Raw genomic sequence first — 26,570 nt, 5'->3', positions numbered from 1 at the left:
CATCGTCCTAGGGCACTTCCCCCACAGCCGCATTTCGCAAGAAGCGCAGCCGACCGCCACGGCACCTTTTCAGGATTCCCGCAACAAGCGATAATCCGGCCAACCTTTGCGGCCCGCGCGAGCTGCCCCCAGCACAGAATCTATTTCAGGAAAACAAATCGCCATGGATGCTGCGCCACTCGAATTCTTCAAGAAAATTCTCGAAACCCCCAGCCCGTCGGGCTTCGAGCAGCCGGTTCAAGAGATCGTACGCAGCTACCTGAAAGACTCGGCCGACAAGATCACGACCGACCTGCACGGTAACGTTATCGCGGTGAAGAATCCCGACGCCAAGTTGCGCGTCATGCTGGCCGGACACTGCGACCAGATCGGCATGCTGGTGCAGTACATCGACGCCGAAGGTTTTATCTACGCCCAGACTATCGGCGGCTGGGATCCGCAGGTGCTCATCGGTCAGCCGATGACGGTCTGGACCGCGACCGGTCCCATTCCCGCGATCATCGCCCGCAAACCGATCCATCTGCTCACCGACGAAGAGCGCAAGCAAGTCGTCAAGCTCAAGGATTTGTGGATCGATATCGGCGCCAAAGATAAGGAAGAAGCTTCGCAGGTTGTCCGCGTCGGCGATCCGGTGACGATGCAACTCGGATTGCGCCCCATGCGCAACGATTGTGCATTTGCCACGGCCATGGACGACAAATCCGGATTGTGGGTCGTGGTCGAAGCCTTCCGTCGCGCCACTATGCGCAAGCTCGACATCGGTTTGTACTGCGTCTCGACCGTGCAAGAAGAGATCGGCCTCCGCGGCGCCCAGACCAGCAGCTACGGCGTCGACCCGCAGGTTGGCATCGCCGTCGACGTTACGCACGCCACCGACTGTCCAACGATCGACAAAAAGCAGGAGGGGGACGTGCGGTTGGGCGGCGGCCCGGTGATCTATCGCGGGCCGAATATGAACCCGCGCGTTGTCGATCGCCTGGTGCAAGTGGCCGAGAAGGGGGGCGTGCCTTTTCAAATGGCGGCCAGCGGCCGAGCCACGGGCACCGACGCCAACGCCATCCAGGTTAGCCGCGGCGGCATTGCCACCGGCTTGGTAAGCATCCCGAACCGCTACATGCACAGCCCGGTCGAAATGATCTCGCTACTAGACATCGACCACTCGGCAAACCTGCTAGCCGGCTTCGCGTTCAGCGTGAAATCCACCGACGATTTCACGCCATAAGCGCTCGATACCGCAGCCACGTGCAACACTCCCGCGAATTCGCATCCCTGCCAGGGATGGGTTGGGCCACGCGTCGCAGCAACAATCACCGATCGTCAGGAAGTGACTGACTCTCATCCTCCGTGGACTTTGCGGTCGCTTCGTTGCGCACTTGGCGCGCCTGATAGAGCGACCAGCAGGCCCAGCCGGCGCAGAACGTTGCCAGCAGCGGCAAACGCGGGTTGACAAGCCATCGGGTCCACCACAGCAACGCGGCCCCGGCCGCCAGGCCGAAGCAGGCTACGGCTTGATTCGTCAGACTATGGCGCTGATAAAACGCGTTGTGTTCGGCAGGCGTGCGAAACGCGTCGGCCCCTTCAACTTCGATCCCACGATCAAGCAGCCGTAAGCGATTGACCAGCTCGTCCGGCAGCCAACCACCCAGCACGATCAGCTTGTGGCGGGCACCGCACAGCGTATCAATCTCGACCGTGCCGGCGCTGCCCGGTACATCGTTGACGCGTTCGTATTTCACCCGGATGCGCCGGATGTCGCTGCCCGAGAATTGAAAGTTGCGGCGGTCCAATTCCAGGAACCCGTCCGCAAACGGATTGATTTCGTTGTAGAATCGCTCGCGCTCGATTCGCTGCGCGAGGGCTTTTTTCAGAATGCGGCGCAGCAGCCAGTTGAACGTCCAGTGGCCCCCGTACTGGAGCTGGCAAGAGGCCGCATCGCGCACCGGCCCCGCAACCCACGCCCCCGCCACGTGACGGTCTTTTAGATAGACGCGATACAACGCGTCGCGGGTCCAGGTATGCCGCTCGACGGCATAGAAAAACACCTCTGCCGCCAAGTCCGTATCGACTGTCGGTTCAGATTCGGCTTCCGGCGTCACCAGTTGCATCGCTGCGCCCTCGAAGGAACTAGATATTGGAGTCTAGCTCGCAACAGGGCGTCGTGCGGAGGAACCGCAGACGTTCACCTCCGCAGCCTAGAAAGGTGCTTGATAAGGGTCCGAACCGTTTGGCTAGTTTTAAAAGAGCCGCTTCGCCAAATCATCTAGATGGCAATTCCGGTTCGACATCGCAGCCCTCGACACCGAAGAGGTGACCGAAATTAAACCTCCATTGCAGAGCGAAGCTCATACCAATCAATCCATCGAGCGGCCCAGCCTTTAAACGGTTCCATTCATCTGCGCTCGGCGCGCGAGCAGCATCTTTCAAGACATCCACGACCCGATTCTCTGCAGCGTCGATCACGCCGACATGATGCGGGGTAATGGTCCCAATCCTTTTGATCGCGTCTAGGTCTTCGTTGGGAATCAGCGCTTTATCCCTTTTCAACGCTCTTGCATTCTTTGCAACAAAATCGCGTTCGGCTTCCAATATCAAGTTTTCCACGGTCTCTTTCGATTGCATTACGTTAATCATGCGAACAATGAATCGCGCGCGCCAGTCACTTTGATTGACATAGGCGAGGAATCGAAACAATCGTTTAGCTCCGGCCTCATTATCCGCGATTAGCCAGTCCCGATGCTTTCTTGCCAGGGCGCATAGAGCACTGTCTGCGACTTGCGTCTTGGCCAAATACCGCCATTTAATGATTTGGAGCCGTAGTGGCGGATCGTCTTTTTTGGACTGATAGTCCGTCAACAAGACGAGAACGTCGCATTCTCCACCAAGCAGCCTTTCGTATGCCGAGAAAAACGGCTCGCTGGTGCAGAAGTTCTCTGACGGCGATTTGACGCCAAGGTCGATGTCCGGCAGGTCAACACCGCGTGCAGGATTTATGCGAAGCGGCGAGACGCCCAATCCCGCAAAAACAGACGTCTCCAGTACCCCGACCAACAGCATTTCAACGATGCTGCCAATAGTCTTTCCGTCAAGGTTCGGAAGGGCTCCGTTTTTCCTCAGGTTGGAATACCAATGTGGTAGAACACCACCCCGACCAACTCGGGTCATCACGGCCTTCATCGGCCCGAGACTCTTACCCTTTAAGGCAATATTGATACGTTTCGCGATCACATCCTGGTTTGTTCGGATGATTTCTCGCAACTCCTCCTTGCTAGGCATCAGCGAACAACCTCGTTTGATGCTTGCTACGTGCGATTCGATCGATGGAAATACCATGCGACGTCGCTCGTTTCATGACCCAGGTGGCCATAGGCGGCGGTACGGCGTTTCCGTATAGGGAGTATTGATCGTATACGGAAATCGTCGAACAGTGATCATCTCGGAATCCTTGCAGACGTGCGTACTCGATGTTCGTCAATCGTCGATATGACGTGCCAATCTTGTACCGTTCATAGTGGCGGCTTGCAGAGGATGTGAGCGTCGGAGCGAGTCCCTTTATTCCAAAGACGGTATAACCCATCCGGGCACCGCCACCTTGGTTTGAGAGGATTTCAACTCCGTCGACAAAGCGCTTTACATGTTTGCTCGCAGAAAGCCGCTCAATAGTCGATTCCGTAAAGTCGAATTCGCTTGAAGTCTTGTGCTGCAATATCGACGAAAGAGTGCCGCAAGGCTGGCTCTCGGAAAAGGATTCTAAATCTGCACCGCAAAATCGGCCCGCGATGGCGAGTCCCCAATTCGGAAATTTGTTGCCATGCGTACTTATCTCGGGCCACTCGTCTGGTGAATGAATTACCCCGGCACGGGATCTGCGCCCGCCTAGATCATGTGTTGATGCGAGTCTGACTCGATCAATACGAGTGAGCCGCTTCTTAAGCTTCACCCCGACGATGAAGACCCTCTGCCTGTTTTGCGGTAATCCGAAATCCGCAGCGTTCAGCAATCTCCACTCGATCCCGTAATTCAGTTCAGCGAGGGATGACAAGATCGTGGCAAAATGGACGCCCTTTTCCATCGTCAGAAGACGCCGGACGTTCTCCAAGACGAAAATGTCCGGTTGGAAACGCCGTAGCGCTTCGACGACTACGCTGAACAGAGTGCCGCGGGGGTCCTTTATACCCTGCTTCTTACCCGCGCTACTAAATGGCTGGCATGGAAACCCTGCAGTAAGGACGTCATGTGAGCAAATGCTTTCAAGTAACGTCGTAATATCGCCTTCTTGAATCGAATTAGCTCCGAAATTGGTCTGGTAAACCTTGCAAGCCTTTGGGCAGACATCGTTGACCCAAACCGTTTCAAATCCCAAGCGGTCGGCAGCGATCCGAAAACCGCCAATTCCCGCAAAAAGTTCAACGGTTTTCATTCAACGCTTTCCAATTCTCGGCTGAGGCGAATCGCTAACTTGGGCACATTCCTCGACTCGCATTCCCAAACAACAATAACGCGCCAGTCATCGTTAGCCAAACGGCGTTCAATCGCTCTATCACGTCGACGATTTGCCTGAAATTTCGCGCGCCAAAACTCGGCATTTGTTTTCGGTGTCGTGGCCTTCACACAGCCTCGATGCCGATGCCAAAAACAACCATGAACGAAAATGACGGTTCGCTTGCCAGCAAGGACTAAATCGGGACGCCCCGGCAAGCCGCGTCCATGCAGGCGATAGCGGTAGCCCATCGAATGAACCAAGCGGCGAACTGCTATTTCGGGTTTCGTGTCCTTGGACCGAACGAGCGACATTAGTTCGCTTCGCTGAGTCGACGTCAACGTGTCCATAAGCCGACAGTGTATCAAAGCCTGCGTCGTGATGGCAAACGAAATGGTGCCTGACAAGTAATGCAGTGGAACGAAACCTTGAAATCAAAACCGCTGCCTCTGATCCGAGCAGATCGATCTTCGCGTCGCGAGTATGGGACAGAAACGTAGGCGACTTGCTTAAAAAAGCATTCTTCCACGACAGTCTCGCAATCTCGCCAGATATGCCGGTAAGATGCGCGCCAATGAGGGACGCGATTCGCACGCGTGCACGAACCCTCTTCTTGCGATCTGCTTGCTTACGCGTCTTCGTCCAACTCGCGCTTAGCGGGCGTGGCGGGCAATGCACGCGCGACGAGCGATAACCGATCTTTTGCAAGAGTCGGTCGGGGGGCACGTGGCATCAAGTTGCGCGATCGCGATCTTTTATCACCGTCACCTGCTACCACGCCCCAATGCGTGGAGAGGCGCGCAAGGACTTAAGCAAGCTATTGAAAGAGATTGCTTAAGTGACTGTGGAAATGGCAACTTTGCCTGACTGACGACATCCATGGTCAAGGTCGTCAATTATTGGAGTGGTGAATAATTCCATTAATTGAAAAAATCAGGTCGTCGCGCCGTCAAGTCAGGATTTGGCCAATGGCCATTTCGCGCCTTGCGATCATTGAGACGCCGTCGACCGATCAAACGCTCTCGCCGGCCAACCAGCCCGTGCTGAAGGCGGCTTGGAAGTTGTAGCCGCCGATGGGGCCGTCGAGGTCGAGCACTTCGCCAGCGAGGTACAGTCCCGGCACGAGTTTGCTCTGCATGGTGCGAGAATCGACTTCCGCCAGAGGGATCCCGCCGGCTGTGACTTCGGCCTTGGCGTAGCCGCGGGTGCCGTTGATCGCGATCGTGGATTGCTTGATTGCGCGGACGAGCGCGGCCCGCTCGACCTTGCCGAGTTCCGCCGCCTTTTTGTCGCCGGCAATGCCGACTGCGCTCAGTACGGCCTCGGCCAGTCGGCGCGGCACTTCGGCGGGAACGAGCGACAGGATTTGCTTTTTGCCCGCCGCCACGGCTTCGGCGCGCAGACTGTCATCCAGTTTGGCGGCCGGCACATTTGGCAGGAAGTCGCATTCCATCCGCAACGATTGCGGTTTGACGTGGCCGCTGACCACGCGACTGATATCGAGCGCCACCGGGCCTGTCAGACCAAAATGGGCAAACAACAGCGAGCCACGGCGCGTGTCGAGCGTACGCAGCTTCTCGCCCGGCTCGACAACTCGCAGGACGACATCCGGTATCGTCACGCCTGACAGTTCTTGCACCCAGGGTGTGGAAATCGTCACGGGCGTCAGCGCCGGCCGCGGCGGCACCAGGCCATGTCCCAATTGTGTGGCGAAGAGATAGCCATCGCCGGTGGTTCCGCAACCGGGATACGATTGTCCGCCCGTGGTCAGAATCACCCGCTCGGCCAGTAGCGTTCGCGCGGGCGTGACCAGGCGAAAGCCAGCCGCGTCGCGAGTGAATTCCGATAGCGGTTCGCCGAGCGCCAGTTCGCAGCCGCTGCGATGCAGACGCGACAGGAAGGCGCCGAGCACGTCATAGGCTCGATCGCTGACGGGAAATATCTTGCCGGTCTCTTCGACCTTGGTGGCTACGCCTTCGGACTCGACCAGCGCCACGACATCCGAAGGCCCGAGCGCTGCCAGTGCCGAGTGCAAGAACCGACCCGGCAGGCCATAGGCCGTGACAATGCCGCGGGCGTCTGTGGCATGAGTCAGGTTGCAGCGCGTGCCGCCCGAGATGAGGATCTTGACCCCCGGCTTGCGATTCTTTTCTAGCAGCAATGTGCGTAGACCGCGCGACGCGGCTCGCTCGGCGGCCACCAGCCCTGCCGCGCCGGCCCCCACCACGATCACGTCCCACCTGATGCTGGACTCGTTCAAGAACAAAACTTCCTTTCCCGACAAACTCTTCGGATCTCGCCCGAGGGGCCAAGATTGACGCGTCGCCAGTCGCCCGCCGCAACGCCTGCCAAACGCGCCACTTTCCAGCCCGCATGGGCCCGCCTGCTGCCGGCCTCCGCCAGATATCCGGGCCGCCTGATGAGCAGGTCGAATGACTTTCGGCGGTTCCAATCCTGGGAAAAGCCCACGGTGGAACGCAGCCGAATAAACCTTCAGGGGAACCCCCCAGCGGAAGAACGGGACTCAGCGGGATTTGGAGCGTGCGGCACACATGGTATACTGACGGCCGACCCAACTGCGGCCCGCAGATTACCCGTCGCGGGCCACCGCTACTAGCCGACCGCCACGACTAGCCATCGTCGCCGGATGTCCGGTCCTGCCTGAAAAAAAGAATCGTTGCCGTGCCAAGTCCGCGGATCGCCCGGTCAGCACATCTGACCTCCGGTCCGACATGCCTGTGGAGTCACGACCGATGTTGACGATCTTCCAGCGACCAGCGCGAGGTTTGGGTAAGCGGCTCTCGCGCCGCGGCTTTCTACAGATTGGCGCCCTGAGCGCCTTTGCCAGCACGCTCGACCTGTCGGAGGTGCTGCGAGCCGATACGCTGCTGCCCGCCAAGCGGCACAAGGCCGTAATCAATATCTTCCTGGCAGGCGGTCCCCCCCATCAAGATATGTGGGATCTGAAGCCCGACGCGCCGTCGGAAATCCGTGGCGAGTTCCAGCCGATCAACACCAATGTCCCCGGCATCCAGATTGGCGAAACGTTCCCGCGGCTGGCGGCGATGATGGATCGCTGTGCAATCCTACGGTCGATCGTGGGAGCCAGCGGCGGACACGACGCCTGGCAGTGCATGACCGGCTGGCGTCCCCGCGATTTGCAAGTTTTGGGAGGGCATCCCAGCCTTGGCGCCGTGGCGGCCAAGGTGCTCGGCCCGGTCGATCCCTCGGTGCCGGTGTTCGTGGGGCTGGCCGAGCGGACCAAGCATCTTCCCTGGTCAGATCCGGGCACCGCAGGCTTCCTTGGTCCGGCCTACCGCTGCTTCAAGCCCGAGGGGACGGGCCTGGCCGACATGCAATTGACCGACATTAGCCTGGACCGGCTCGATAATCGCAAAGCGCTGCTGGCGAGCTTCGATCGACTGCGACGCGACGCCGACCGCAGCGGCGCAATGAACGCGGCCGATAGCTTCACACAGCAGGCCTTCAATGTGTTGACTAGCAGCCGACTGCTGGAGGCCCTCGACCTGTCGAAAGAAGACCCTCAGGTGCGCGAGCGGTACGGCGATGGCAAGCCCTATAAGTTCCAATACGACGGCGCGCCGACGGCCAACGAGCAACTACTGCTAGCCCGCCGGTTGGTCGAAGTGGGAGTGCGGTGCGTCACACTCAGCTACGGTCGCTGGGACAGCCACGGCGATAACTTTGGCCTGGTACGCGATCACGGCGCCAAGCTCGACCAATGTCTGAGTGCCCTGATCGAAGATCTCGACAGCCGGGGCATGCTGGACGACGTGACTGTCATCGCCTGGGGCGAATTCGGCCGCACCCCGCGAATCAATAAGGGGGCCGGCCGCGACCATTGGCCCAAAGTCAGCGGCGCGATTCTGGCCGGCGGCGGAATGCGAACCGGTCAGGTGATCGGTGCGACAAACCGACTGGGCGAGTTCGCCGAGCAGCGGCCGGTGGAATTCCAGGACGTGCTGGCCACGCTGTATCACAATATCGGCATCGACCCCATGACCAAGACCATCGCCGATCCGGTCGGGCGGCCGCAACCGCTGGTCGAGGGAAGCGTCATCGGCGAGCTGGTCTAACCAGCTGCGGGACCGGTGACAGATCCCGGCGTCTTAGACGGCCTGTCCGGCGCTATTCATCGGGGCTGCCGCCGTTCGTGCGCGGCGCTGAGAAAGCGCCCGCAAGATTTGCCGTTCGATGAGCTGATAAAAGGCCACGGCGGCGATCAGGCTCAAGGAATATTCGAGCACGAGCACGCCCAGCGCCGCGTGCGGCCGGTCAACAACGTACTCTGCAAAGAAGGCTGTTACGACCAGGCAGACAGGAAAGTGGACCAGGAACAGGCTGTACGAGCGCTCGCCCCAGTAACGCGCCACGCCCCACACACGGCTGGACCACTCGCTACGAGTTTCCCGCGTCAGCTCGGCCAAGGAAATGGCTAGCACCGTCATCAAGGCCACGAGCAGCCGCGGCCGCCAGTCCAAAACCAGCGCGCCCGCTACCAATCCGCCATAAGCCCACAGCGCCTTTTTCGGCAGCCGGCCATCCAGCGCCCAGGCCGCCACCATCCCGCCAAAGTAGCTGCCAAAGAAGTAGACGGCGAACGAATCGAACTGCTCTTGCCGGTTCAACCACCACAGCGAAGCCGTGGCCATAGGCCAAAAGATCCACTGGGCCAGACGGAAGCCAGCCTCGGGATCGCGCTGGTTGGCGCCGCGCAAGCGTTGGCAGGCCGCCAGGATCAACAGCACTAGCAGGCCCAACTGAAAGTCGACCGCCAAGTACCAGATGCCAGCGGTCAGCGGCTCGTAATCGAGCAAGTCCTGCAAGAAGAAGGCATGGGCCGCTAGTTGTACGATCGAAGGCGGGGCCGAAATCGACTCATGATCCAGTGTCCGCCGGGCCACTTCGTTGGCCAGCACGGCCACGACGAGGGCCGCTAAATACGGGATGCCAACTCGCCGGTAGCGTGCCAATATCTCGCTGCCAAGAATCTTGGCTGTCCAACGTTGCGGACGGTTCAGCTTGCGCGCCGCGACAAATCCCCCCAACACAAAGAAAACCTGCACCGCCATCCGCGCGTAATTCACCAGCCAATCGAACAACGCCGGCGAAATCGTGTAGGCCGTATCCGAGATCGGGCCATAAAAGGCCAGGTGATGCCACACGATTAGATGCGACCCGACGGCGCGCAGTAGATGCACGATCGGCAACGGCGCGGCACCCACGGTCAACTTTCCTGATATGAGCGCAGTCGACACAGGTAGACTCATTGCAGCGAATTCTCGAAATGCGGATTGGATCGAAACCGCGTTTACCGTGCTGACAATATCGGCAACCGAACGCTTCGTGCGTCGGAGAGAAAAGCCCTCGTGGGCCGCTGCCGATTGGTCAATCTTAGTTCGCGGAAATGTCGGGCGCGACGGAGGTGATGCGTCTAGGATTGCAGCCAACTACGCCGCCGTCAACGGTCCGAGTATGCCGATCGGCGAGCGAGGACCAATTAATCTGCAAACCTTGCCCAGAAACCGCAGAGTGGAGCCGAAATAGAGCAAGCCGCCGGTGAAATCCTCACAGACGGCCCGCGGCCGCTTCGCCAGGAGCGACCCAAAGGCGGCAATTTTTTTCCGGCAATGACTTGACGCAGGCCTGTCCAAATTCGCCCGCAGGTAAGCCAGCCCAAAAAGATAAAACGCATCGCAACGCCAAGAATTGCACCGATGGCAACTCCTTTTAGAGCGGGCGGATCCGTGGGACCGCTGCCCGCGATCGCGGCGACTCGTCCTCGCCAGGGGATACAAACGTCGCGAACTCGCTCGCCAGCGTCGCACGGTCAGAATCGTCCTTGATACGGAGCTCGGTGCCGCGCGTGGGGACAAACCGTTCGCTCGACGCCATTGGACCCCAATCCGCAGACTGTTCATGGGCGTTCCCGTCTGGCGGCAAATTGACGCCGCGCGCCGGCACATTGAGGCTTGTCACGAGCGAGGCACTTAGCGTCGTGGCGGTTGTCTCGCCGTCAGCAGTAAACATCGTGCCGGCTGCTCCGCCCGCGGTGGCCAGCCAACGCGACGCAATGACCTGGATGTCCAGACCATTGACCAAGCCATCGCTATTCACATCCCCCGTAGGACCATTTGTGAGCCAGTGCGACGCCACGGTTTGAATGTCGAGACCGTTCACCACGCCGTCGTGATTGGCGTCGCCAGGGAGGGAAGATGTCGTAAATGTGAACTGATCGGCGGAAGTGCTGGCCGAGACGCCATAGCCAAAAATGGGGGCATTCACATTGGCGTTGGGATTGTCGCTGATATGATCGGTTTCGTTGACGCCAGATTGCACGGTGACAGGCACCGTCCCTGAACCTTGCGGAACAACGGCCGTGATTTGCGAGTCGCTGACGATCGTTATCGAACTGGCCGGCGTCGTTCCGAATAACACGGACAGGTGGCCCGCCGCGCCGGAGAAGTTTTGCCCCGTTATCGTAATCGCACTGCCCGCCGCGCCGCTCGAGGCGCTCAGGCTGGTGACGCGCGGTGTCAGGTCGACCACTTGGAAGTCGCCGGCGGTCAGAACTTCGAGCCCGTTGCTAGCGAAAATATCGTCCAAGTTCCAAGTCTGACTGATCTGGCCGTTAGCGTTCTCACTAGCCGATGTGCCGGTGACATACATGGCGCTGCCGATGTCCGCAACGATCAGGCCATACTGCTGCATGGCCCGGGCAACGATCTGCGATTCGGGGGGCATGTTCGCGATGAGCGAGTTGATGGCGGGTGTATTCTCTAGCCGCAACCGACCCCCGAGCGGCAACTTGTTCGAACCCTGAGATTCGCTGACCTCGTGTGAGGCGGGATACGTGTATTGAGGATTTACGTCGCTGCCGGGCAAGGTCACGCGTAGCGCGTGGTTGATGGCCCCCTGGCCTCCTTCTGAGACCGGTAATCCCTCGTCAGGCCGGGCCAGCCCCGCCAGGATCGATAGTCCGGCGGCATCCGCCGAAGTGGCCCCCAACGTGCGAAACGTGTCGGTATTCATGTTCCAGACCGTTTCCTGTGCCGCATGCCAGGCGTTATCCGTCTTGGTTACCTCGACGTCATCGTTATTGGGAAAAAGCGTGGGGTCATTCGGTCGAGACACGCCATACAGCTCATAGGCGATGTTATTATCTTCGTCCCAGATGATGAGATGCGAATCGCCCCGCTGGTTTGGGTTGCCATTTTCACCATAACCCCCGCCGTTTAGATTCGGTCCGTTTTGGAAATCCCCTTCCAGGACGGCGTTCGCGGGAATCGGCACCGGCACGATGTCGCTTTCGTCGGGATAATTGTCGATGCTCACGTTCACTTTGGCCGTGCTGTTGCCGTGTACGATATTCACCGGAATTCCGTACAGAGGGTCATTTCCGTTGGCAGCACTATCAGCGCCCCAATCGGGATGGAGACGGACGGAAGTGCCGATCTTAGTGATGATGGCTGCCGAGTTCGCTGCCACTGGCGCATTCGCGATATTCTGATTCCAGGGGTTGTCGGCGGGATAGATTTGCTGCCCCAGCAGCGTCAGCAACCGGCGATCTTCCAATCCTTCGACGGCCAACGTGGTGCACCGCGGCACGCGACCGCGAAACCCTGCCGCGCGCCGAACATGTCGATGGTCGAGTTTCCGCATGCCGAGAATCGCTAAAATTGATTTACGCAAGATCGCGGCAACCGCGCCCTGACATCGCAAATCTAAATCTGCCAGCCGGCCAATTACACCTCGCGAGGGCACGGCCACGGCACGCAGTACAATGCGCCACAATCGCCGGCCGAAGGACGTCGCTAATAGCTCGTTTGGTGGTGCCTCACCCGGCGCCTCAATGAGGCAGCCGAGGATGGATTTGACGCTTGCTCGCGGTACGGCAAAGATCCGACGCAAATGTGACATGGTAGTGTGGTCTCCCGTCATCCATTAACTAATCACGAGCCCCTACCGGCCACGAAATAAAGCGAAAGCGAATGACCTCTTCGTGCTAGCCGATTCGCACTAAAAAAGCCGTGGAAGATTGGAGACGAAACAGGGTGATATTGCCGCAACGTCGCGCAAACCTGGGCGCGACGGTATGTACCTTGCGGCATGTGCTCCCCTTTGGTGTCGCCGTGCCCCAACCGGCGTTTCTCGCGGGCGTCTAATCGGCGGAGAATGACCGATAGCGCGATGGATCGCGCAGATCTCCCAGAGCCACAGCCAACAGACGTGCGGTTAGCCGGCGCAGTGATCGGGATTAAGGGGCACGCTACGCGGAAATGCATGCGCGAAATGAAATGAGCGACGCCGACGCCGCTCTCCTATCGTCCTCACCCTGGAACGCAGTCTCTAGAGTTACTGCGTTGGAGTCAAGCATTTTTGCACGTCGCCAGGCCAGCGCGGCGTAGGACTGCTATATCTTGCCGCGATAATAAATCGTTGCTGACACGGCTGAAGAATTCTTAGGCACCTGCCTGCCGCACTCACGGACAAGCCGGCCGCGGGAAGTTGCACAGTGGCACGCTTTGGCTCGGCTCGGCCAGCACGTCGGCCAGCGTTGTAGAGCCGAATGCCTTCTCCATCTGCGCAAGCGCCGCGTCCATCTTTTTGTGCAATGGGCACAATCGCTTGCCGTGCGCCTTGAGCCCCAAGGGGCAGACCGTGATGCGATGAATGGGGTCGACAGCATTGACTGCTGCAAGGATTGTGATTTGCCGGGCGGGCCGCCCGAGGCTAAAGCCACCGCGCACGCCGCGATGCGCCACGACCAACCCCTCCTTGGTGAGCAGCTGCAACACCTTCGACAGGTAGGGACCGGATACTTTGGTGACCTCGGCTAATTGGCGATTAGTCTGCGGGTGGTCCGGCCGCGCAGCGAGTGCCACTAAAGCCCGCAATGCGTATTCGACAGTTTGTGTCAGCACGAAACTCTCCTGAATCAGGATGTTGACATCCAGTATAGCAAATCATAGACTGGCCGAATACTGGATATATGTGTCTAGTATTAGCCACGCACAAGTCGTCGCAACCTTTCAGGAGTTCTCATGTCCACAATGCATAAACATCGCCGTTTTTCCCTAGGTCTTTGTCTGACAATACTGACGCTGGGGGCCGCAATGACAGCGCGGTCGGTGGCGTCTGGCGCCGACGATGCCAAGGCAGTCGAGGAAAACCGCGAGCTCAATCGGGCTCGCCGTGAAGTAAAGCTGCTCGACGATATCTATAAAACGGCCATCGTGTTAATCACCAAGCATTATGTCGAAGAGGATTCCGACCTACCGGCGGGGGAAGCCTTCAAGGTTCTGTTCGCAGGAATGAAGGAGAAAGGCTGGCACGAAGTGCGTCTTCTCGATGCCACGGGCGAGCCCCTGAACGCGGAGAACTCCCCCCAAGACACGTTTGAAAAAAACGCAATCACGGCACTTCTGGCGGGCAAGCCCTATTACGAAGAGCAGGCTGCCAAGGACGGCAAGCGATTTCTGCGTGCCGCGACGCCGCTCCCGATCGTAATGGACAAATGTACGATGTGTCACAGCAACTATCGAGACCAAAAAGTGATTGGTGCCCTCGGCTACACATTGCCATTGGACGCCGTGAGCGCGACTCGCTGAGGCATGTTCGGCCTTCTGGTCGACGGGCGCTGACGGCAAGTGCCCGGCGCGGCAGAAGCCAATTCAACCAAAGTGGGGCGACGATCTAAAACGGAGAAAGGGTTGCCTGGGTCGCAAACCGGCGATCGCGCGGGAGCACAACTTCCGCACGGACGCGTTCCTAGGTTTGCGACTCTTCCGCCCTTAAACCTGGGATGGGGTCGCCGTGGTAAATGAAGTGGGGGCGATCGTTAACGTCGTGCCAGGCGAGCTCGCGAGGAATGCCCAGTGCCTGGTAAATAGTGGCGGCCATGTTTTCGGGCTTTTGCGGATTGGCGGCCGGGAAGGCGCCAATTTTGTCCGTCGACCCAATGACAGTGCCGCCGCGCACTCCGCCGCCGGCGAAGAAAACCGTTTGGGTTCCCCAATGGTCGCGTCCCGGCTTGCCTTTGAATTGCGGAAGCGTCGAGATCTTGGGCGTGCGTCCCATCTCGCCAGCCATCACAATCAGCGTCGACTCGAGTAAGCCGCGCTCGGCGAGGTCGTCGAGCAATGCCGAGACCGCGCGATCGGTCGGCGGAAAAAGAAAATCCTTCAGAATCGGGAAGGCGTTGACGTGCGTGTCCCAGGTTTCGTCATTTCCCAAGTTGACCTGCACCATGTTGACGCCAGCCTCGATCAGTTGCCGCGCGATTAGAAGCGACCAGCCAAACGTGTTGCGGCCATAACGATCCAACACCTTGGGATCGGCATCGGTCACGCTGAATGCCCGTTGCGTTTGCGGGTCGGCCAACAGTGAAATCGCTTGCTGACGGTAACGATCGAAAGGCTTGTTGTCGGCGGCACGTTCTAGCATCGTCCGCTGCGCGTCGATCGTATCGAGCAGTCCCAACCGTTCGTTCAATCGCCGTGCGTCCATCTCGACAGGCAGTGATAGATTGGGCGCTTGAAAGACAAAGCCGGCAGGGTTTTCGCCCGCGCGGGCGTGACTAAAGCCATACTCGGGCCATGCCCCGTACGATTGAGCGTTGAAAGGCGAATAATTGACAAACATGGGATTGCGATGTGCGCCCATTTCGCCGGCGAATTGCCCGGGAATAACTCGCCCCTCGCGATGAATCAGTACCTCCGGCAGCACAATGCTCGGCGGCAGATTGTTCCGCCCCGTGCAGACGGTGTTGGCCACGGCCGCCATCGAGGGCCAGTCGCTATTCTTGGGCTTGGTGCCATCGAAACCGAGAGATAGCTCCGAGCGGCCGCTGAGCATCAGCAGGTGGCCGGCCGAATGGTCGGGATGGGTATGAGCCATTGACCGCACTAGCGACCACATCTCGCTGCGCTCGGCCAGACGCGGCAAGTGCTCGCATATCTGGATACCGGGAGTGCGCGTGGCGATCGGTTTGAACTCGCCGCGGATTGCGTCAGGCGCGTCGGGCTTCATGTCGAAGCTGTCCTGCTGCGCCAAACCCCCAGACAGGAAGATGTAAATGACCGACTTGGCCTTTGGGAGCGCTGCACGCGCGATCGTCGCCTGATCGGCCAGTGCCCGCAGGCCGGCCACGTGATTCATTCCCAAATTCAACAGGCCGATCGCACCAGCCTGAATGGCGGTACGTCGTGACAGTTGGAATTGTGAACGCCTGAGGGGCGATTGGGGGGATTTCACGGCTGGGCAACTCGAACGGACGCTGAGGCAGGCGGGGTTGGACGCGTCGCCTCAGGTTAACTGGCTTGTCGCCAGGGTGCAAGAAAACCACCAACACGTTTGCGCTGCATTGGCCGACGCCAATGCGGATTCACGTGCTTGCCGGCTTCGCAGCCGCGGCGACGGAATACGTTCGCCGTGATACTGCCATGCTATGCAGAGTTATTGCGGGCTGGGCAATACGGGGGCCGGGACGGTTCCTGGCGGAGGCGGGAGCGCGCCGAGCCCATTGCTGGCGGTGGCCGCGGCCTCGGCCGCATCGCTCGCTGTCAGAAAGCGATGCAGCAGATCACGTGTGTTACGAAATTCTGGCCGATCGGTGAGCGCCTTGTACTGCGCATCTTGCACGATCTGGTCGTAGCGGGCCACCGTGGCCACCAGGTCGGAGCGAACCGGCGGCTGCCCGGCCAGCACTTGCGGCGGCAGTGCCAGATACTTTTTCCAATTCTCGTCGAGCAGCGGATCGAGTTGCCGCGACGAGGCGACTAGCGCCGCGCGCACTTGCTCGGGTGTTGCACCTCCGACCGGGGCGCCGGCTGCGGCGGCGTCGACCATCGCGGGATTTTCCGGTCCGCCTACGGTAGTCTTGGCCACCAGTTCCACCAATTGCGCCGCCTGCGGCGGCACGACGCCGCTGGGACCATAGAAAAGAGCGGCCGCGTTATTGTCGACCTTCAGCACCGAACCATCGAGCGATACGCCTGCGAATAGGCCGCGACTGCGCGAGTAGGAATAGATCTCGGCGTTGAGCTTTACGTCGGTGCCGGCCGAGGCTTGCCTACCGACTGGGCCGGCGGCGATCGAGGCGTCGGCTCCTAGCGTGAACTCACTGCCCGAGAGCATCGATTCGACACCTTTGCGGTTTTTGAATACCAACACGACGTCGGACGATTGCAGGCCCACCTGCCAGCCGACACTGCCGCCGGTGAAGGTTACGAAAACCGGCGCACGCCAAACGCCGTTCGGCTCGCGCACCAATAAGACGCCGCGACCAAATCGTCCGGCGATCACAAAGCCTCCTTTGACGACATTGGGGATGATGGCCACGGCCTGAGCGTCGGCCAACATCGACTGCGGAATCGATTGCGCGCGGAAGGCTGTGAAGCCTTGGAATACTTCGATGGCGGCGTTCACGGTTTGGGCCTCTCCGGCCTGCCCGCGGGATTCCGTGGGGACGGAACCGAATGCAGTAATCAGGGCCACGGCGAGGATGGAGTGTCGCGCGTTCATTGAAATAACTCCAGAAAGGCGGAATCGGGAGTGGTGCCACAGGCGCTAGAACGGCAGGAGCCCCTGGCAATGGATAGCCTTAGCGGGCCAAAACTTAGACCAGATCAGGAAACAGGTCTAGGTCGATTCGCGCGAGATGGACAACGCGGGCAGCGTGGCAAGATGCGCAAGACACGCGTACCCTCAGCGGATCGTTTTCCCAGGCGTGATTACGCGGAGTACATTGACCCCTGTGCGACTTCACTTGCCCCTCAGGGAGCTCTCGCCATGATCGAACTCGAACATCGCGGTCCGGTGACAATTCTGCACATGGTGCGTGGCCGAGGGAATGCGCTCGATATCGCGTTTCTCACGGCGCTGTCCGATGCGCTTGAGCAAATCGAACGCAGCGACAGTGGGGCTGTGGTGATCACGGGGCAGGGGCGCGTTTTCGGTGCGGGCGTCGACTTACCGGCGCTTGCGGCCGGGGGGCCAGAATATGTTCGCGAGTTCATCCCCGCTATGATCAACGGCTTCGAGCGGCTGGTGAAATTTCCCAAACCGCTGGTGGCGGCGGTCAACGGCCATGCTATCGCCGGCGGGGCCATTGTAATGATGGCCTGCGATGTGAAGCTGCTGGCGCGCGGCACGGCGCGGATCGGTCTCACCGAGGTGTTGGTCGGCGTGCAGTTTCCGGCCTGGGCCCTCGAGATCGCGCGGTTTGTCACACCGCCGCAACATTTCCAGGAGTTGATTCTGACAGGTCGAACCTGGCAGCCCGTCGACGCGCACGCACGAGGATTGGTTGACGAACTGGTGGACGCCGAGCAACTGCTCGACCGTGCCTGCGAAGTTGCCGGCGAATTGGCCGCACTTCCCGCCGGCACGTACGCGGCGACCAAAGCGGCGGTGCGTCGACCCCTGGTCGAGGCAGCCCAGCGGCAGACATTGGCCGAGGCCTCGTCAGTGATCGACCGCTGGTGCTCGCCGGAGGTTTTGGCAAGTGTGCAGGCCTACGCGGCACGTACGATCAAGGCCCGCAGCTAGCATCAACCCACGGGTCACCACTGCGGATTTTGGAAGAAACGGCCACGCTGCTACTTTGGTTTTGCATTGACTGAGTCAATCAGCGTCTGCATCGCTTCAAGATAGTTTTTCAGAGATTTTTGGCCGGCGGCCGTGATGCGATATGTCGACTTCGGCCGCACGCCGACGAACGCTTTTTGGCAGCTGATATAGCCAGCCTGCTCCAGCTTTTCGAGGTGCAGGCCCAGCGCGCCGTCGGTCACGGCGAGCCGCTTCTTCAAGGTCGTGAAATCGAGGCGGCCGTCAACTTGCAACGCGGTCAGCACGCCCAGGCGCACCGGACCGTGGACGGTGGTATCGAGTCCATTAAAATTGATGGCCATCGGGCGCTCCTCCCCGGCGAAGCTCCCAGGCGACGAGCGCGGCGGTCAACAGGCCGCCCAGAAGTATCCATCCCCCAATCAGATATCCAGTGGCGGCGTGTGGTGTCAACGGCGCGAAGGCGCCGGCGAGCATCGTGGCTACAGCCCAGCCGAGCGAGAATCGTCGGTTCCGATCAGTCATTGCGCTGACGAGCATAAATAGACCAAAAAGGAATAAGGTTGCGATGGAAATTGCACTGGCAGACACGCCTTGACGCGCCGCCCACACAACAAAGCCGACATAAAGGGGAGTAATGACTGCAACCACGATTCCTGACTGCCGATTTTCGCGCCACGACACCGGCGCCTGCTCTCTGCGGCGATAACTCACGGCTGTCAAAGTCGCCACGGCAATTAGGCCGGGCACTACGATGGCTGCGACGCTGGCAAGATGCTGGAGTGAGCCACGCACCGGAGGTGTAGTAGAGCCTTGGGTACAGGCGGTGACTACTGCAATGATGACTCCTAGGCCCGCGAGGGCCAGGTTCGTCCAAAGTTGGTCGCGCTCACAGGGTTGGCGCAGACCAACGACTTGTTTCATCACCGCCAGGTCTTCGCGTACGCGGTCGAGCTTGGCATCACTCATGATGGGCCTCCGGCTTCGAGAGACAGTTACTCTTCTGATACGATTACTCTTCAAATAAGAGTATATAACCAAAGGGGCTCGTCAAGTTCTATGTGCCGACGTTCTTTTTCCGTGGCGGTTTCAGGCCGAATTGTGTCGTGAATGAGCCAACGGCAGGTACCCCAGATATTCGCAAAAATGCTCGCCATCCGATTACCGACTTGCTAGTTTCTGGTTTGGTTGCATGCCCCTTTCTTCTGGAGGAACTGGCCATGTGTCGAACGCGCGCGATTCTATCTCTGGCGATTACCCTGGGATTGTTTCGATCGTTGCTGGCGGCCGAGCCGACCGAGGGATTCTTTCAGGCCTCGGACGGCGTCAAGATTCATTACATCGAAGACGGCAAGCAAACGGCCACCGGCGCACCGGTGATATTAATTCATGGCTACACGGGCACCGCCCGCGGCAATTGGTTTAGCAACGGCGTGGCCGAAGCGCTGGCCAAGAAACATTGGGTGGTCGCGATCGATTGCCGCGGGCATGGCCAAAGCGACAAGCCGCACGATGCGCAGAAATATGGGCCTGCCATGGCGCGCGACGTGGTCGAACTGATGGACCATTTGAAGATTCCCAAGGCCCACATTCACGGCTACTCGATGGGGGGTTTCATAACCGGACAACTGTTGGCCAGCCACCCAGAGCGCTTCATCACGGCGTCGTTCGGAGGATCGGGTGTCCCCGAGGTAGATGCCGAGTGGAAAGCCAAGGTGCCGGCTGACAAGCCAGGCCCTGATCCACAAGAGGCCGAAGCCCGCGAAAAGTTAGCGCATCATCCCGAGCGCGACGAAGCGGCACTGGCCGCGGTGCGGGCCTATCCGTGGAAACCGGAAGAGCGCGGCAAGATCGACCTGACCAAGGTGACCGTGCCAGTGTTAGCGATCAATGGCGAGTTCGACGGACCCCACGCCAAGACTGCGCGCATGCAGCGCGAGTTGAAAGATTTCCAAAACGTGGTGTTGCCCGGCAAATCGCACCTGACGGCCATCATGGCCGGCTACATTCCGCCGCAATATATCGATTCGCTCGTGGCGTTCATCGATGCGCACGATACGAAGGCGTGAATGGAAATAATGAACGACGAATGACGATCGAAACGCAATCGGCACATCGGTCGCGTTTTCTGTTCAGTGCTGGGCTGCCCTTAGGGGCGTTGCGGTCATTTGTGGTTGGAGGCGCTCTCTCGTGCCGTCTGGCTAAAGGGTACGGACGATTTCTAAAAAGGTATTTGACATTCATGTGATGTGCCAATATATTGACACGTGCTAGTTGATTGACACTTGAGAAAGCAGGGCAAATGGCAGATAAAACGCCGTTGGAGCTAGGCAAACGCGAGCGGCAGATCATCGAGACAGTGCAACGTCTGAGCGAAGCCAGCGTGGCCCAAGTACGCGCCAATCTGGCCGACGCGCCCAGCTACTCCGCCGTGCGGACCATGCTGGGGTTGCTGGTTGACAAGGGGTGGCTGAAGTTTCGCCGCGAAGGCAAGCGGTATCTGTATCGCTCGGCGGTCTCGCGCGAGCGTTCGCAGCGCACTGCACTGCGCCGCCTGTTGGGAACCTTCTTCGGCGGCTCGGCCGACGACGCCGTGGCCGCACTACTGGATCTTTCTGCGGCCGATTTGAGTAATGAGCAGTGGAACCGCTTGACGCAAATGATTGAGAAAGCGCGGCAGGACAACAAGCGGGAATCGGGATCGTAGTGCGAGCCAAGACAATATCTATCCTGTATCTTGATCGGGGCGCGAAACCATGGCACATATCAGTTCATTCGCCACTTCGCTGGATGGACAAGCTCCGCACGCTTTGGCGTTGCTTGTCTTTTGGGGCACGTGCCTGCTGAGCTTTGCTTGGTTGCTGGTGAGGTCGTTGCCGCGCGCCTCGTCGGCCGTGCGCTATTGTGTCTGGCAATTCGCCTTGGTGGGACTGTTGGTCCTGCCCACCTTATTTGCTTTTGTGCCCGGTATTCCCTTGGGATTGTTGCTGACACCGGAATGGGTGGCTGCGACAGGGGCAGACGAAAACAGATTCCAGTCGAACGCGATTAATCGGCAGATGTTGCCAAGGCATCCGGCGGTAGATGCGGACATTTCAATGGCGCAAAATCGAGGGGCATTCGACGTTTCGACGCGTCCGGCCCAGGGGCAGCGGCCGGGCGATCGACAGCAGACGCACGACGATGGCATCGAGGGCGCAAGCGAGGTGTCAGGGCCAGATACGCAGACGCCGGTTGCCGCCATTTCAACTGCAGTAATTACTGAATCAGAAGGACGTGCGTCGTCAAATACCGGCGCAGCATGGCCGCGGCTCGGAATCGCTGTTCCCGCGGCGCCGGTGCGGTTTGGCATGCGGCTGCTGGTAGGATTGTGGGCGGGCGGCGTTGTGCTTCTCGGCCTGCGGTTGCTGTGGTGCGTGAGATATGTTTCTCGCATGGTTCGCGCGGCTAAACAGCTCGACGATGCAAGATTTGAAAAAGTTCGCAGCGAGATTTCTGGGCGATTGCCGGCCGCGAGGCGAGTGATTTTGTTACGATCGTCGCGAGCCCGGGTGCCAGTCGTCGTCGGCGTGCGGCAGCCGCGGATTCTGCTGCCGATGGACTGTGTCGCATGGTCGGCCGAGAAGATCCGCATTGTCTTGTCGCACGAGTTGGCCCACGTCGAGCGGCGCGATGTGCTGTGGCAGCTGGCTGCGCGAATGGCCGCCTCGTTGTATTGGTTTCATCCGCTCGTGTGGCTTGCCGTGCGGCGGATGCGCGAAGAACGAGAACGGGCTTGCGATGATAGGGTCCTGTCCGTGGGCGTCGAGGCGCTCGATTACGCGAAGGGGCTAGTGGAAGTCGCCGCGGCACTGGGCGGGCGGCCGGCGCGGCTGGTCGGCGGCATTGGAATGGCTGAGCATTGCGAGCTGGAAGACCGCGTCCGTGCGATTCTTGATCGTGCGTCGCCGCGCCATCCGGCGTCGGCACGGTTTCGTCGCGGATTGTTGCTCTCGACAACGATCGTCGTGCTGACACTAGGCGTGCTACGCCCATTCAGCCCTCTCCCTGGGGGCGCCGCGGAGCCTGCTGTCAACGAGAGCAAAGTGCCCGATGCGGCCCCAGAGCCCGCGTCGGCCACAACGGACAAATCGAGGGCGGCCGACGAGGAAACGAAGTCCACTGCCAAGGCTTCGGCGGCAGCACCGGCACCAGCGGCAGTGCCACATCGCTCTGACGGCAAAGTGGTCAGCACCAAGGGGAGCATGCTGATCCGTGTCGTCGGGTCCGAAGGCCAGCCATTGCCGCGCGCGAACATCTTGGCGTCGATTTGGACCGACGAGAAGGACTTCAAAGCCACGCGGAACTACACGTGCGACGAGGAAGGAAAGGTCGAGATCGTGCTGCCGAAGACCTTGACGATTCTCCGCATCTGGTCGCGCAAAGCAGGCTTCGCACCGCTATTCGTACAGTGGTGGCCAGATAAGGAAGCGGACGGAAATCTGATTCCCGACGAGTTCACGTTTCAAATGCAGCCGGGCACGCTGCTGGGTGGCGTCGTGAAGAACGATGATGGTCAACCGATTGTGGGGGCCGAGGTCGAAGTTCGCTACGATCGAGGCGGCATTGCCGAACATCCCGAGCAGCGGGCCGTCTTCGATGCATGGCTCTCGTCGGGGCCGATCTCAATTCGTACCGATGCCGAAGGGCGGTGGACATTGCGGAACGCGCCGCCAGGAGACGACGTCGCAGTGCAAATCAAGCTTAGCCATCCCGATTACATTAATGACCGCGAATGGGGGCAGCTGCAGCGCGAGCAGTTCATCACCACCAAGGCCCTGCGCGCCCAGTCGGCCGAGATCGTGATGCATCGTGGTCTTTCGCTGGGCGGAACGATTACCGATTCCGAAGGAAGGCCCGTTGTCGGTGCGCTGGCGATCTGGGGCGACCGTCCGTATTGGGAGCATCGGCCGCACCAAGAAGTTCGCACCGACGAACGGGGAGAGTATCGGTTCCCACAACTGCCGGTGGGGAAAGTTCGCGTCACGATCGTGGCCAAGAATTGGATGCCGGAAATGCGCATGGTTGAAATCACACAACAGAACGCGCCGCAGGATTTCCAATTGAAGCCGGGCAAGACATTGCGGGTCCAGCTGGTGGATGTCGCTGGCGCGCCGATCAAGAAGGGATATTTCGGGGTAGCAAGTTGGCGCGGCGCAGAGTCGCTCTATAACGAGGATCACCCCAACGTCCTCGATTCGCAGATTCCACGGCATCCAGGTGATAACGGCATCTACGAATGGACCTGGGCACCAGACGATGCGGTGAAGTTTCGGGTTTCGACGCCGGGCGATTACGTTTCGAGCGAAGTCGACTTTACGGCCAGCGACGAAGTGCAAGTTCTCACGATGTACCCGCAATTGCGCATTGCCGGCACGGTGAAGGATGCGAATACGGGCCAGCCCATCGAGCAATTCGCCACGACGCCGATCATTCATTTCCGGCCGGACTTCCCATCGGTCGAGCATGACCAACTTGCGCCGCAAACGAACGGCAAGTTCGAGGTGCAATTCGACCGCACCGACATACAGCATGGATTGCAGATCGAAGCGCCTGGCTATGTCACCTTGCGCGTGGGCCCCTACAAGATCGGCGAGACCGTGCCCGAGTTGCAATTGCGAATGCAGCCTGCGAGCCGATTTGTAGGTCGCGTCGTCGACCAAGCAGACAAGTCCGTGGCCGGAGCCAAGGTCTTCGTGGGAAGCTATTCCGAGCATTTGTACTTGAGTGATTTGGAACGAAAAGACGGCGGACGCTCTGACAACTATTGGGTCAGCACAAACGAAAAGGGAGAATTCGAGATCGCCCACCAGCTGGAACGCTATTGCCTCGTCGTGGTATCGCCCGACGGGTATGGCGAAGCCGATCGGCAAGCCGGCGGGCTGCCTGGCGAGTTGCGCATTCGCCGCTGGGCCAAGGTCCACGGGCGATTACTGCAACATGGCAAGGCAGTAGCGCCGCATACGGTGAGGCTGGATCCGATACGCGATCAGGGTGGGGACGCTCCGCGCGGCCATGTCGGCTTGTATGCGACGACGAACCAAGACGGCGAGTACCATTTCGACCGCGTGCCGCCAATTCCCTGTCGCGTGCAGGCCAGCATCCATTGGTCGGTCGACGGGCCGTTGAAATCGAGTCGTTCGGTCCCCATCGATCCGGCGCCGGGGGACGATCTGACGGTCGATCTGGGAGGGGGCGGCGCCGAGGTGACAGGTCGCTTGCAGCTCGACCCTCCGGAGGCGGGCTTTGACTATCACTTTGGACTGAACTATCTGCTGGCACGCCGACCCGGCGTCACGCCGCCGTCCGTGGTGGCGGACAAAGGCTTCGACTGGCGCCAGGGGTGGAGCGACTCGTGGACCAGCACGTCGGAGGGAAGCGTCTATCTGCTGACGCTACATCACTATTACGTGAAGCCCGATCCCGATGGACGATTTCAGATTTCCGGGGTCGAGCCGGGGGAATACGATCTGGCCTTTCGACTGTACGGATCGACCGAGGGTTGCCTGGTGCACCCCGTGGGAATGCGCGTTGTTCGCTTTACGGTAAAGCCTGGCGAGGCGACGGTCGATCTGGGTTCGATCACCGTACCGACCAGTCCGGCACTGCACGTGGGAGACGCAGCCCCGGATTTTGATTTCGTTGATTCGGCGGGGCACAGCGCGAAGCTATCGGAACTGCGCGGTAAATACATTTTGGTCGACTTTTGGGCTTCGTGGTGTGGTCCCTGCGTGGCGAAACTCGGCGATGTCGAGCAGCTACGGCAGCGCTATGCCGAGGGGCTGGGGATGATCGTCATCGGTGCCAACTTGGATCAGGACCGCGGGCGTGCCACGGAATTCCTGAGCGGGCGCAAGCTGCCCTGGCGGCACGCCCTGCTGGGCGACTGGTCGACGACCGAAATTCCCAAGAGGTTCGCAGTGTCGAGTCTACCGACGTATGTGCTGATCGACCCGCAGGGACGTGTGATGGTGCATGACCACTCGCTGGACGTGGTGGCCGAGAAGCTGGCTGAAGTGGCCAAAGAGCCTGCTGGCAAGTAGGACGTCGCGACACCGGCAGGAGATCGGACGTTAACGGGTTCGTCCGCAGCAGACCAATAGATCGCAATGCGGTCGCGACAGGGAAAAATGCTTCGGAACCACGGATCGCACGCATGGGAAAGAATACGGAGTAACGGGCGTCAATTCGAAGATATACGGTCGATGTGATTGGAGCGCGATAGGCGCGCTGGCGCGGGCCGCGCATGAGTTTATCGTCCCGGCGTGGCGGGGCGGGTGAGTGATGCGCGGACGAACTCGGCTTGTGGCGGGGTTAGGTTCTCAACAGCGGCGGATGGCAGCGTGGTCGAGGCGTCGATGATCGCCGAGATTGGATTGGCGGCGCTGGATTCTTGCGTGAAGAACGTCGTGCCCAGTAGCGAAGCAGCAGTGAAGTCGGCGCCGCGCAAATCGGCGCCCGAGAAATCGGCTCCCTCGACGTCGGCATGCATAAACCGCGCGCCACAGAGAATCGCCCCGCCGAGGTGGGCGTTGCTGAGATTGGCTTCCGTGAAATTGGCATCCATCAGGTGGCTGCCACGGAAATCGGCGTTGCGCAATAGGGCGCCGTGGGCGTTCAGGCCTGACAGGTCGTGCAGGCGGGCATCGAGTCCGAGCAGGTTGAGCCCGGCGAAGTCGCGGCGCGACAAGGCGATTTGAAGTTGCTGCCGCGTGAGGTTGCACGCAATGTAGCGCTCTTCACGCCACGGATCGCCAATATTGTGATAGCCGGCCTCGCGTTCCCAGTAACCGAGCGCGTCGTCCGCCAAAAGTTCGATCGTCCGTAGCCACTTCAGGCTTTTGTAAAAGTAACGGCCGGGCACAATCACGCGCACCGGTCCGCCGTGCGACGGTTCGAGCGGTTGTCCGTCGCATTGCCAGGCGATCAGCGTATCGAGCGCGAGGGCGTCGGCCAGCGCTAGCGATGTGCTGTGCTTGCGGGCCGTGTGGGCAACGAAGGAAACAAATCGGGCCGCCGGGGTCGGTGCTGCCACGGCTAGGATCTCGGCCAACGACACGCCGTGAAAATGCACGCCGAGCTTCGACCAGCGCGTGACGCAATGAATGTCGATCTGGCAGTGAATATGCGGGAAGACCTGTAACTCGGCTAAGGACAGGTCCAGCGATTGCGCTACCGCGCCGCAGACTGTGATTTGCCACGGACCGTCGGTGGGCAATGCGGCGCACTCTCCCACAGCCGGCCATTTACCAGGGGCGGCAAGCTGCTGACGTGGCGGGAGTGGGGAGGAGTTTGAATTATCCATCTCTTGTCGCGCGCCTCAGGCGTGGTCTACGTCATGAAATTATAGTTGCTAAAATGACTGAGCGGTGGAGCTGCGCGATGCGTAAAATCGAACACGGCGCGACCGGTTACTACCAGGGTTGGTGCAACCGCTGCTGCGCACCAACCGGCGGACTCACGG

General features: G+C 59.9%; 20 protein-coding genes. 7 read left to right on the top strand and 13 right to left on the bottom strand.

What is annotated here, in order from left to right; all coding sequences use genetic code 11:
* Positions 1–163: 163 nt before the first annotated feature.
* On the top strand, positions 164–1,222 hold the full coding sequence (locus VGG64_08385; GenBank protein HEY1599604.1) for a M42 family metallopeptidase: 1,059 nt from the start codon (positions 164–166) through the stop codon (positions 1,220–1,222).
* An 85-nt stretch (positions 1,223–1,307) separates the two neighbouring features.
* On the opposite strand, the gene VGG64_08380 is transcribed toward VGG64_08385, so the two are convergent.
* The 5 genes from VGG64_08380 to VGG64_08360 all read right to left on the bottom strand — a co-directional run bounded on the left by VGG64_08380 (position 1,308) and on the right by VGG64_08360 (position 6,737).
* Positions 1,308–2,105 carry a hypothetical protein gene (locus tag VGG64_08380; protein ID HEY1599603.1) on the bottom strand — a complete coding sequence of 266 codons (798 nt, stop codon included), beginning with the start codon at positions 2,103–2,105 and terminating at the stop codon, positions 1,308–1,310.
* A 151-nt stretch (positions 2,106–2,256) separates the two neighbouring features.
* Positions 2,257–3,273: a hypothetical protein gene (locus tag VGG64_08375; GenBank protein ID HEY1599602.1), complete on the bottom strand. Its 1,017-nt coding sequence runs from the start codon at positions 3,271–3,273 to the stop codon at positions 2,257–2,259.
* Positions 3,266–4,417 carry a DNA cytosine methyltransferase gene (locus tag VGG64_08370; protein HEY1599601.1) on the bottom strand — a complete coding sequence of 384 codons (1,152 nt, stop codon included), beginning with the start codon at positions 4,415–4,417 and terminating at the stop codon, positions 3,266–3,268. The genes VGG64_08375 and VGG64_08370 overlap by 8 nt, the downstream gene beginning before the upstream one ends.
* Entirely contained in the window at positions 4,414–4,827 is a 414-nt protein-coding gene (vsr, locus tag VGG64_08365) for a DNA mismatch endonuclease Vsr (GenBank protein HEY1599600.1), read from the bottom strand. Before vsr ends, VGG64_08370 begins: the two co-directional genes overlap by 4 nt.
* Before the next feature lie 662 nt (positions 4,828–5,489).
* Positions 5,490–6,737: an NAD(P)/FAD-dependent oxidoreductase gene (locus VGG64_08360; protein ID HEY1599599.1), complete on the bottom strand. Its 1,248-nt coding sequence runs from the start codon at positions 6,735–6,737 to the stop codon at positions 5,490–5,492.
* A gap of 493 nt (positions 6,738–7,230) precedes the next feature.
* On the opposite strand from VGG64_08360, the gene VGG64_08355 reads away from it, so the two are divergent.
* On the top strand, positions 7,231–8,574 hold the full coding sequence (locus VGG64_08355; GenBank protein HEY1599598.1) for a DUF1501 domain-containing protein: 1,344 nt from the start codon (positions 7,231–7,233) through the stop codon (positions 8,572–8,574).
* Between the two features lie 33 nt (positions 8,575–8,607).
* On the opposite strand, the gene VGG64_08350 is transcribed toward VGG64_08355, so the two are convergent.
* The 3 genes from VGG64_08350 to VGG64_08340 all read right to left on the bottom strand — a co-directional run bounded on the left by VGG64_08350 (position 8,608) and on the right by VGG64_08340 (position 13,422).
* Positions 8,608–9,768 (bottom strand): acyltransferase, encoded by a 1,161-nt coding sequence (locus VGG64_08350; protein HEY1599597.1) that lies wholly within the window; start codon positions 9,766–9,768, stop codon positions 8,608–8,610.
* A gap of 460 nt (positions 9,769–10,228) precedes the next feature.
* Positions 10,229–12,106 carry an IPT/TIG domain-containing protein gene (locus tag VGG64_08345; GenBank protein HEY1599596.1) on the bottom strand — a complete coding sequence of 626 codons (1,878 nt, stop codon included), beginning with the start codon at positions 12,104–12,106 and terminating at the stop codon, positions 10,229–10,231.
* Positions 12,107–12,981: 875 nt separating this feature from the next.
* Positions 12,982–13,422, bottom strand: a complete 441-nt coding sequence (locus VGG64_08340) for an Rrf2 family transcriptional regulator (GenBank protein HEY1599595.1) — start codon at positions 13,420–13,422, stop codon at positions 12,982–12,984.
* A gap of 120 nt (positions 13,423–13,542) precedes the next feature.
* Here VGG64_08340 and VGG64_08335 point away from each other — a divergent pair, with 120 nt between their 5' ends.
* Positions 13,543–14,109 carry a DUF3365 domain-containing protein gene (locus VGG64_08335; protein ID HEY1599594.1) on the top strand — a complete coding sequence of 189 codons (567 nt, stop codon included), beginning with the start codon at positions 13,543–13,545 and terminating at the stop codon, positions 14,107–14,109.
* 160 nt (positions 14,110–14,269) lie between these two features.
* Here the strand turns inward: VGG64_08335 and VGG64_08330 are convergent, their stop codons facing one another.
* Both VGG64_08330 and VGG64_08325 read right to left on the bottom strand, forming a co-directional pair.
* Positions 14,270–15,658: a DUF1501 domain-containing protein gene (locus tag VGG64_08330; GenBank protein ID HEY1599593.1), complete on the bottom strand. Its 1,389-nt coding sequence runs from the start codon at positions 15,656–15,658 to the stop codon at positions 14,270–14,272.
* Positions 15,659–15,955: 297 nt separating this feature from the next.
* Positions 15,956–17,023: a lipid-binding SYLF domain-containing protein gene (locus tag VGG64_08325; GenBank protein HEY1599592.1), complete on the bottom strand. Its 1,068-nt coding sequence runs from the start codon at positions 17,021–17,023 to the stop codon at positions 15,956–15,958.
* A 267-nt stretch (positions 17,024–17,290) separates the two neighbouring features.
* Between VGG64_08325 and VGG64_08320 the strand changes: the two genes are divergently transcribed.
* Positions 17,291–18,049: an enoyl-CoA hydratase/isomerase family protein gene (locus VGG64_08320; protein HEY1599591.1), complete on the top strand. Its 759-nt coding sequence runs from the start codon at positions 17,291–17,293 to the stop codon at positions 18,047–18,049.
* Between the two features lie 50 nt (positions 18,050–18,099).
* Here the strand turns inward: VGG64_08320 and VGG64_08315 are convergent, their stop codons facing one another.
* The gene (locus VGG64_08315; protein HEY1599590.1) at positions 18,100–18,411 is read right to left on the bottom strand and encodes a transcriptional regulator; all 312 of its coding nucleotides are present in this window, start codon (positions 18,409–18,411) and stop codon (positions 18,100–18,102) included.
* Positions 18,395–19,036, bottom strand: a complete 642-nt coding sequence (locus VGG64_08310; GenBank protein HEY1599589.1) for a hypothetical protein — start codon at positions 19,034–19,036, stop codon at positions 18,395–18,397. Before VGG64_08310 ends, VGG64_08315 begins: the two co-directional genes overlap by 17 nt.
* A 251-nt stretch (positions 19,037–19,287) precedes the next feature.
* Here VGG64_08310 and VGG64_08305 point away from each other — a divergent pair, with 251 nt between their 5' ends.
* The 3 genes from VGG64_08305 (at position 19,288) to VGG64_08295 (ending at position 25,149) form a co-directional block, all read left to right on the top strand.
* Positions 19,288–20,136 carry an alpha/beta hydrolase gene (locus tag VGG64_08305; protein ID HEY1599588.1) on the top strand — a complete coding sequence of 283 codons (849 nt, stop codon included), beginning with the start codon at positions 19,288–19,290 and terminating at the stop codon, positions 20,134–20,136.
* A 233-nt stretch (positions 20,137–20,369) separates the two neighbouring features.
* Positions 20,370–20,774, top strand: a complete 405-nt coding sequence (locus VGG64_08300) for a BlaI/MecI/CopY family transcriptional regulator (GenBank protein HEY1599587.1) — start codon at positions 20,370–20,372, stop codon at positions 20,772–20,774.
* A 49-nt stretch (positions 20,775–20,823) separates the two neighbouring features.
* Positions 20,824–25,149: a carboxypeptidase regulatory-like domain-containing protein gene (locus VGG64_08295; GenBank protein ID HEY1599586.1), complete on the top strand. Its 4,326-nt coding sequence runs from the start codon at positions 20,824–20,826 to the stop codon at positions 25,147–25,149.
* A gap of 209 nt (positions 25,150–25,358) precedes the next feature.
* On the opposite strand, the gene VGG64_08290 is transcribed toward VGG64_08295, so the two are convergent.
* A complete protein-coding gene (locus VGG64_08290) occupies positions 25,359–26,324 on the bottom strand; it encodes a molybdopterin-dependent oxidoreductase (protein ID HEY1599585.1) in 966 nt (321 codons plus the stop codon).
* Positions 26,325–26,570 lie beyond the last annotated feature (246 nt).

The sequence above is a fragment of the Pirellulales bacterium genome (assembly GCA_036490175.1).
Classification (GTDB): domain Bacteria; phylum Planctomycetota; class Planctomycetia; order Pirellulales; family JACPPG01; genus JACPPG01.
This window is presented reverse-complemented; position numbering and strand designations above follow the sequence as displayed.

Bases quoted from the DNA above. Each gene is read 5' to 3' on its own strand.
- VGG64_08295 (HEY1599586.1), top strand. From the start codon at position 20,824: ATGGCACATATCAGTTCATTCGCCACTTCGCTGGATGGACAAGCTCCG.
- VGG64_08335 (HEY1599594.1), top strand. From the start codon at position 13,543: ATGTCCACAATGCATAAACATCGCCGTTTTTCCCTAGGTCTTTGTCTG.
- VGG64_08380 (HEY1599603.1), bottom strand. From the start codon at position 2,105: ATGCAACTGGTGACGCCGGAAGCCGAATCTGAACCGACAGTCGATACG.
- VGG64_08305 (HEY1599588.1), top strand. From the start codon at position 19,288: ATGTGTCGAACGCGCGCGATTCTATCTCTGGCGATTACCCTGGGATTG.
- VGG64_08325 (HEY1599592.1), bottom strand. From the start codon at position 17,023: ATGAACGCGCGACACTCCATCCTCGCCGTGGCCCTGATTACTGCATTC.
- VGG64_08330 (HEY1599593.1), bottom strand. From the start codon at position 15,658: ATGAATCACGTGGCCGGCCTGCGGGCACTGGCCGATCAGGCGACGATC.
- vsr (HEY1599600.1), bottom strand. From the start codon at position 4,827: ATGGACACGTTGACGTCGACTCAGCGAAGCGAACTAATGTCGCTCGTT.
- VGG64_08320 (HEY1599591.1), top strand. From the start codon at position 17,291: ATGATCGAACTCGAACATCGCGGTCCGGTGACAATTCTGCACATGGTG.
- VGG64_08300 (HEY1599587.1), top strand. From the start codon at position 20,370: ATGGCAGATAAAACGCCGTTGGAGCTAGGCAAACGCGAGCGGCAGATC.
- VGG64_08375 (HEY1599602.1), bottom strand. From the start codon at position 3,273: ATGCCTAGCAAGGAGGAGTTGCGAGAAATCATCCGAACAAACCAGGAT.
- VGG64_08350 (HEY1599597.1), bottom strand. From the start codon at position 9,768: ATGAGTCTACCTGTGTCGACTGCGCTCATATCAGGAAAGTTGACCGTG.
- VGG64_08370 (HEY1599601.1), bottom strand. From the start codon at position 4,417: ATGAAAACCGTTGAACTTTTTGCGGGAATTGGCGGTTTTCGGATCGCT.
- VGG64_08310 (HEY1599589.1), bottom strand. From the start codon at position 19,036: ATGAGTGATGCCAAGCTCGACCGCGTACGCGAAGACCTGGCGGTGATG.
- VGG64_08315 (HEY1599590.1), bottom strand. From the start codon at position 18,411: ATGGCCATCAATTTTAATGGACTCGATACCACCGTCCACGGTCCGGTG.
- VGG64_08355 (HEY1599598.1), top strand. From the start codon at position 7,231: ATGTTGACGATCTTCCAGCGACCAGCGCGAGGTTTGGGTAAGCGGCTC.
- VGG64_08385 (HEY1599604.1), top strand. From the start codon at position 164: ATGGATGCTGCGCCACTCGAATTCTTCAAGAAAATTCTCGAAACCCCC.